The organism is Neisseria sp. P0022.S010, assembly GCF_051956635.1.
Genome location: NZ_JBQCXF010000137.1, coordinates 1 through 7248, shown reverse-complemented (window position 1 = coordinate 7248; position 7248 = coordinate 1). Strand labels below are relative to the sequence as shown.

Annotated in this window: 5 protein-coding genes; 2 read left to right on the top strand and 3 right to left on the bottom strand. The window is 50.4% G+C overall.

What is annotated here, in order from left to right; genetic code table 11:
• Nucleotides 1–245 precede the first annotated feature (245 nt).
• Complete coding sequence (gene cysE / locus ACTHUT_RS11780) at nt 246–1064, top strand: serine O-acetyltransferase (protein ID WP_440386692.1); 819 nt, start codon at nt 246–248, stop codon at nt 1062–1064.
• Nucleotides 1065–1138: 74 nt separating this feature from the next.
• Here cysE and ACTHUT_RS11775 read toward each other — a convergent pair whose 3' ends face one another.
• Nucleotides 1139–1729 (bottom strand): tyrosine-protein phosphatase, encoded by a 591-nt coding sequence (locus ACTHUT_RS11775; protein ID WP_222571455.1) that lies wholly within the window; start codon nt 1727–1729, stop codon nt 1139–1141.
• Nucleotides 1730–1853: 124 nt separating this feature from the next.
• On the opposite strand from ACTHUT_RS11775, the gene mnmC reads away from it, so the two are divergent.
• On the top strand, nt 1854–3464 hold the full coding sequence (gene mnmC, locus ACTHUT_RS11770) for an FAD-dependent 5-carboxymethylaminomethyl-2-thiouridine(34) oxidoreductase MnmC (RefSeq protein ID WP_440386691.1): 1611 nt from the start codon (nt 1854–1856) through the stop codon (nt 3462–3464).
• Between the two features lie 77 nt (nt 3465–3541).
• Here mnmC and ACTHUT_RS11765 read toward each other — a convergent pair whose 3' ends face one another.
• The gene (locus ACTHUT_RS11765; protein ID WP_440386690.1) at nt 3542–5914 is read right to left on the bottom strand and encodes a TonB-dependent hemoglobin/transferrin/lactoferrin family receptor; all 2373 of its coding nucleotides are present in this window, start codon (nt 5912–5914) and stop codon (nt 3542–3544) included.
• A 175-nt stretch (nt 5915–6089) separates the two neighbouring features.
• Nucleotides 6090–6713: a biliverdin-producing heme oxygenase gene (locus tag ACTHUT_RS11760; protein ID WP_440386689.1), complete on the bottom strand. Its 624-nt coding sequence runs from the start codon at nt 6711–6713 to the stop codon at nt 6090–6092.
• Nucleotides 6714–7248 lie beyond the last annotated feature (535 nt).

The following is a 7248-nucleotide window of genomic DNA, read 5'->3' as shown; positions in this document are numbered from 1 at the left end:
GCTTGTTCGGTTTCAACGGTTTCGGCAGTTTCTACGGCTGCCGCTTCTTCTGCTTCGTGTTGATGTTGTTCGTTATGCTCCGTCATTTCTGACATCCTTTTAGCGTGTTGATATTCGATGTTTCATATATAAGGCCGTCTGAAAAAACTTCAAGCATTTGAACGTCGATTATCAAATGCCTTGTTAAAAGACGTTGGAAAACGGTAAGATAACCATCTGATTGTATTCTTCAGACGGCCTCAAACATGAAAAAAGACCATTTGAATTCAACTGATTTTAATCTGTGGCACACCATCCGCGAAGAAACCGAAGTGGCCGCCGCGGCCGAGCCGATGCTGGCGAGCTTCCTGCATCAAACCGTATTGCGCCACCAGTCTCTCGATTCGGTATTGGCCTACCATCTTTCCAGCAAGCTCGGCAGTCCGATTATGGACGTGCGCGCGCTGTTTGAAATTTATCAGCAGGCTTTAAGTGCGGACACCCGCATCAGCAAATGTGTCGAGGCCGACTTGAAAGCCATTTACGAGCGCGACCCGGCTTGTGATGAATATTCGCTGCCGCTGTTGTATTTCAAAGGTTTCCACGCCGTACAGGCACACCGCATCAACCACTGGCTTTATCAAAACGGCCGCAAAACGCTGGCGTATTTCCTGCAAAACCGCATGTCGGAAGTGTTCGGCGTCGATATCCACCCGGCCGCCCGTTTCGGTCATGGTTTGATGCTCGACCATGCCACCGGTTTTGTCGCCGGCGAAACCGCCGTCTTGGGCAACAATATTTCCATCCTCCACGGCGTAACGCTGGGCGGCTCGGGCAAAGAAAGCGGCGACCGCCACCCGAAAATCGGCGACGGCGTGATGATTGGTGCGAACGCTTCGATATTGGGCAACATCCGCATCGGCAAAAATGCCAAAATCGGCGCAGGCAGCGTGGTGGTTGCCGACGTACCGTCTTCGATTACCGTTGTCGGCGTACCGGCCAAACCGGTCGGCCGCTCTTCAAAAACCCCTTCTGCCGATATGGATCAAAGCATTCAATTATCATCTACGGATTTTGTGATTTAGACCGTCTGCCATTAAAAAGGCCGTCTGAAAAAACAAATCTTTCAGACGGCCTTTTTATGTTTTGAATCTTGGCGTCAACCGCGTTTGCGCAAGGCTTCCAAATGCGTTTTAACCTGCTTGACTTTCTCTTCGGTAAACAGCTTGGCAATGTTTTTCCAAATGCTGTGATAACCGTAAGGCCCATGTTGCATTTCGGCTTTTGCCTCTTCCACCGGCCAACCTTGATAAATGATGCGGTACATTCCGGCAATCAAACCGGTACGGTCTGCGCCGTGATAACAATGGATAAGCACTGCGCCGTTTTGCTGTTGTTTTTCAATCAGGTATAGGATTTCCGCAATCTCTTTCGGCTTAATGCTCCATGACAGTAACGGACGGTTTAGCAAGGTCAAACCATACGCCTTCAAATGGTCGTCATCGTTGCGGTCGAAAAAGCGCAGGTTGATCACGCTTTGAATGCCCAGCTTGACAATGGCTTCGCCATCTTCGGCAACGGGCTGCTCGCTGCGGTAAAGCTTGTCATCGATGCGATAAAGGTTGGCATCGTGTTTAATGGGTGTTGCCCACCGTTCGGGCTGAAAGGCTTGGCCGCCGTTATCCGGCGGCGCGGATAAACAGGCAACGGGTAAGCCGGAAGCGAGAAGGCACAATAAAAGACGGCGCATAAAATTCCTGTATGAAAATCAATGGGAAAACAAATATCGAAAGATTTTATCAAAACCCGTCCGGATATTCTATCCGCGCAAACCGCGTTACAATAAAGCCTCTTTTTTCAGACGGCCTTTCATCATGACCTGCCTTGCTTGGAACACCACACCTTCCCTTGCTACCCTTTGCCGCGCCATCGAACAACATACCGCGCCGCTTTATTTGATTGTCTGCCTGCCTGAAAACCATATTCCCGATTTTCCGCTGTCAAATCATCCCTCCGAGCTTGAAGGCCGTCTGAACAACCGCCTCGTTCAAGCCATGAAATGCCTTCAGTTCAACAGCGTCAATGTTTTAGAAAACCTCTTGCCTGATGTGCATCTCTGGCTGGTTCCTCCACACCGCGCCGACCGCTTATACGAACATTTCCATCATATCGAATGGCAAACCGAAGCCATACCCCAATCCACCCCAACTCCCCTAAAACCTTGGTTCAGACGGCCTGAACATCAAGCCGCGCCCGAACACGTCCTGATTATCGGCGCAGGCATTGCCGGCGCGGCAACCGCACGCAAACTGGCTGAGCACGGCATACGCGTTACGGTTTTGGAGGCAGGTAAAGCGGCGCAGGCAGGCAGCGGCAACCGCCAAGGCTTGCTCTACGCCAAAATCTCGCCACACGATACCGAACAAACCGAGCTGCTGCTGACAGGCTACGGCTACACGCGCCGATTGTTGGAAGACTTGCTGCCCGACTCCGACGCATGGGGCGGCGACGGCGTATTGCATTTGAATTTTGACGACAGCGAACGCAAACGCAATCAGGCCTTGGGTTTGCAACACCAGCATAAACACCTTTACCGCAGCGTATCTGCCGAAGAGGCTGCGTCCATCGCAGGCATAGACGTATTTTCAGACGGCCTTTACTGGCCGCAAGGCGTATGGCTGAATCCGCCCGCCGTCGTGCATGCCTTATTGAACCATCCGCTGATCGAGTTACACGAACACTCGCCGCTGACCGCCGTATCGCATGACGGCGCACAATGGACGGCACACACGCCAAACGCGCATTTCAATGCCAGCCATATCGTTTACTGTATGGGTGCGCACAGCCCGACTGCTGCCGACACCAATGTCTCATCCCTGCCTTTCCGCCAAATCCGCGGCCAAACCGGCGTTGTATCCGCCAGCCCGTTTTCACAAAAACTGCATTGCGCCATTTCCGGCGAAAGCTACATCAGCCCGAGCTGGCAAGGCAGCCACTGCTACGGCGCGACATTTGTCCTCAACAGCAACGATGAAACTTGGTATCCGCACGAAGAAGCCGAAAACCGCGATGCCTTGCACCAGCTTAATCCGCCATTGGCACAATCCCTATTTTCAGACGGCCTGCAAACTCCACCGCTCCAATCCACACAAGGCCATGCCGCCCTGCGTTGCGACAGCCTCGACCACTTGCCCGTTGTCGGCGCACTCGGCGACATCGCCGCCATGCAGTCCGCCTACGCCAAACTGGCATTGGACAAAAACTACCGCCTCGACAATATTCCCTGCCCTTACCTGCCCCATGCCTACATCAATACGGCACACGGCACACGCGGCCTGGCGACAGCCCCCATCTGCGCCGCCGCCATTGCAGCCGAAATACTCGGCTTGCCGCATCCGCTATCGCAAAGGCTGAGAACCGCACTACACCCCAACCGCGCCATCATCCGCGCGATTGTTCGGCAGCAACCGTTGTTATCCGTTTAAAATTTTCGTTTTAAATAAAAAAGGCCGTCTGAAAGTCATTAAAACTTTCAGACGGCCTTTAGCTATCCGTTAACTGCTTAGAATTTCCATTCCAGCGATACGGCGTAGTTGCGGCCGGGTGCGCGGTAGCGGTCTAAGCCTTTGCCATCGCGGTCAACGCCGTTGGTGGTGCTGTAGCTGTACAGACCGCGCAGGGAGTCCCAAGTGGTGGATTTGCGGTTGAACACATTATACACGCCCGCGCGCAGGGTCAGGTTTTTCACTGGTTTGTAGAAGCCGTACATATCAAACACATAAGCCGATTTGTTCAACCATGGATAGTCTTTTACCTTTTCTTGCAAAGGCGTACCCCAGCCATCGTTTTCAAACACAGTGTACTGCGCATCTTTGGCTTTTTTCGCACCCAAATAAGTCAGACGGGAGAACACGCCCCATTTCTCGCTCGGGCTTTCGTAGTCGACACCGGCAATCACTTTCAGAGGCTGAGTGGACAGCAGGCTGTTGTTGCCTGACAGTTTGCTCTTCGCGTAACCGACAGAACCAAACAATTTCCAGCCTTCAGGTACAAAAGAAACCACTTGACCCAAATTCAGACGGCCTGTCAGTTCAAGACCACGGATTCTGGCCTTGTCGATGTTTTGCATCTGCCAATCCAGTTTTTCGGAATAAGGATCGCTGCAAATACCATAGTAGTAATTCATCTGAGTACAGCCGACATCGCCGCTGGTGGTCAGCTTATGCTCTTCAGACAGGAAGTTGCGGTAATTGCTTTGATACAGGTTGGCATCCAGAGTGCCTTTTTCGCTGCGGCCTTGCAGAGAAAGGGTATGAGTGATGCTGCGCTCGGCTTTCAGGTTCGGATTAGGCAACCAGTTACCCGAACCGTGGTTGTAGGTGAAATACACTTCGGACGCATTGGGGACACGGTAGCCGGAAGTTACATCGTAACCCAAACGCCATGTCTGGCTCAGTTGCGCAGCCAAACCGACAAAACCGCTCCAACCTTTATAAGTGTTGGCAGCAGGTGGTGTTTTGTCACAAGCATGACACTCGGAGTTCAATTCCTGAGGCATCATTTTGGTGTGGTCGTAACGAATACCTGCGCGGCTGCTGAACACGTCGTTCCATTGGATTTGGTCGGACAGCGAGAAACCGTAGTTGTTGGTTTTCACCGGATGCTGAATCGTGCTGGTCGTGCGCAAAATACGGCCGCTGAAGTAGTAATCGTCGCGGTTTAAGTTTTCAAACTCACGTTGGCTGGCAAATGTTTTAAACGACAGGCGGTGTTGCCCACCCAGTTGCAACGGCTGGCTGTCCATACGCAGCGTAATGCGTTTGAAGGTTGTATCCATGCTGCGGTTGTAGATTTCGTCCAAATCCTTCTGGTTGTAGTTGCGCGTCCAGGTGGAATAATCCATCGGGAACGAGCCTTTGTAGTTAACCGCCGCCACTTTGGTTTTCTGATAATCGATGTCTGCCTTCAACAATGACAACCAATTTGAATCAGGCGTCCATTCGTAAAACAGGTTGGCATTGCGCCGTCTGTTGACATCGTCGGCTTCGCGCCAAGAAGAAGCGGTCAGGTTATAAGACTCTTCAGTCGTGTAATTGTGGCCCTGCTGACCGTTGAGCGATGCTCCGATACGGTGGTTGTCGTTGATTTGATAAGCAATCTTACCCAAGAAGCTGTGGTATTTATGTTTGGACGGATCAGGAATACCGCGCGCAGAACCACGAATATTCGCTCCGCTACCGGCACCCTCTACCGGATAGCCACGCTCGCCCGCACTTTCGGTCTCATGACCGCGACGTTGCGAATACAGCAAAGCAGCATCCACGCGGTCGTTGCTCACGCCGAAACCAAGTGTATTTGTCCATTCGCGGTTGCGGCTGCTGTAACCGTTTTTCATCATCACGCCGAACTGACGCTCAGGCAACAGCAAATCATGACCTTGCAGGGTTTGGTAATTCACGCCGCCACCCAATGCACCGCTACCGGTATTGAAAGAGTCTGCGCCCTTCACGATTTCGATGTTGCGCACGAGTTCGGGGTCGATAGACAGACGCGAGCTGTTGAAGTTGCCATAACGGGCATACAGCGAGTTTTCTTCGGAATCAGGCAGGTTTACGCCGTCAATGCTGACGCCGACACGGTTGCCTTCCACGCCGCGTACGGCAAAGCCTTTTTGATGGCGGCCACTGTCGCTCAAGCCAACGTCGGTGGAATAACGTACCAAGTCTTTGTTGTCACGTACCATTTCTTGTTGGATACGGCCAAGGTTGACACGTTCCACGGCTGCAGGCGCATTGCGCTGACCTTTAACGCGGACTTCTTTTATCTCTGCTTTAACGGGTGTGGTTTCGGTTGCAGCTTCATCTGCTGCCAAGACTGGATTGCCGAAAATACTGCCGACCAGCGCGGCAATAGGGAGCATTTGTAATGGTTTCATATTATCAACTCAAGGTGTAATGGATTGTTCATCCATCAGTTAATACATAATAAATTTTCTGATAATCATTAATGATTAATAAGACAGCAACCCGTTCAAACAAAACTTTGTAGTGTAATTAAAGGCCCCTGCAAACATCTACGCCGAGACCTTGTCTGTTTGATTTAATTATTTTTTAGAGTCTGTGCGGCATCATACCTTCAGGCGCTTCCGCACCTTCCGGCAAACCGAAGGTTTCACGCAGAATCACTTTATAGAATTCAAAAGCTTCACGCGCGCCTTGAATGGCTTCCGCTTCAGCTTCCGGAGTCAAGTTCAAAGCATTCAGATGCTCGACAAAAGCGCGCCAGTGTTTGCCGCGGCCGTTCGGATGAGGAGCCAGGTGGCGTGCGCCAAATTCGCCGGTGTATTCGAGTTTTTGAGCATGTTTGAACAAGAATGCCGCACCCAAATTAGAACCTTCGGCGCAATACAGCCAGCCGATGGCTTTATTACCGGTTTCGTGTGGCAATTCTTTGTCAAATTTGTAAGGCTCTTCACCCAAGTCTTTCAAGTCTTGAGTCACGGCATCGTAACGCGCCATGTATTCAAGCTCTGGAATGGCTTTGTTCAATTCGGCATCTTTATAGATGTGATCGACGGCCTTATGGAAAACAGATTGAAGTTTCAAGAATTTGATGTAGTTTTCTTTGCTGGAAAAAGGCTGAACGGACATAACCAAGTTATCAACGCTGTCGTGTGTAACTGTGGTTTGCTCTTTTAAGCGTTTGGCGAAAGTCAGCTCTTGTGTTTCACTCATGATGTTTCCTTTGAATTAAGAGACTAATAGTTTCAGATGGTTTCAGACGGCCTTTATGGTTAAAAATCCGTCTAATTTGAAAAGAATCGTTTTAAAAACAAAGAAGATAATTTTTAACCTGCTTCAGATTCGTTGACCGCGTACCTTCCACAGATCTACAAGGCTCATCGTGTTTTTAATTAATGAGAATATATATTATTTTTATACTAATGACAATAAACCAAACTAAGACCTATTAATAAAATTTAACGGCTCATAGCAATAATCTTCTAAACCCTTTTCAAACTTTTCAGACGGCCCAAACCTTATTAAGCAGCCGCCATTCAATCAAATATCGACCTAAATTTGGGCTATCCTTCTGTTTTCCTTTATAATGCGACACTCTTTGCACCTTCTTTATCCCCTGCCGAACCATGAAACGGATTCCTGCCTACCATCGCTGGTGGCGCTACAAGTCTTATCTTCCTGATGCGACGCTGCCTGCACATACGGTGGAATGCCCGGATTGCGGCTGCCGTATGGATATTCCGCGCCT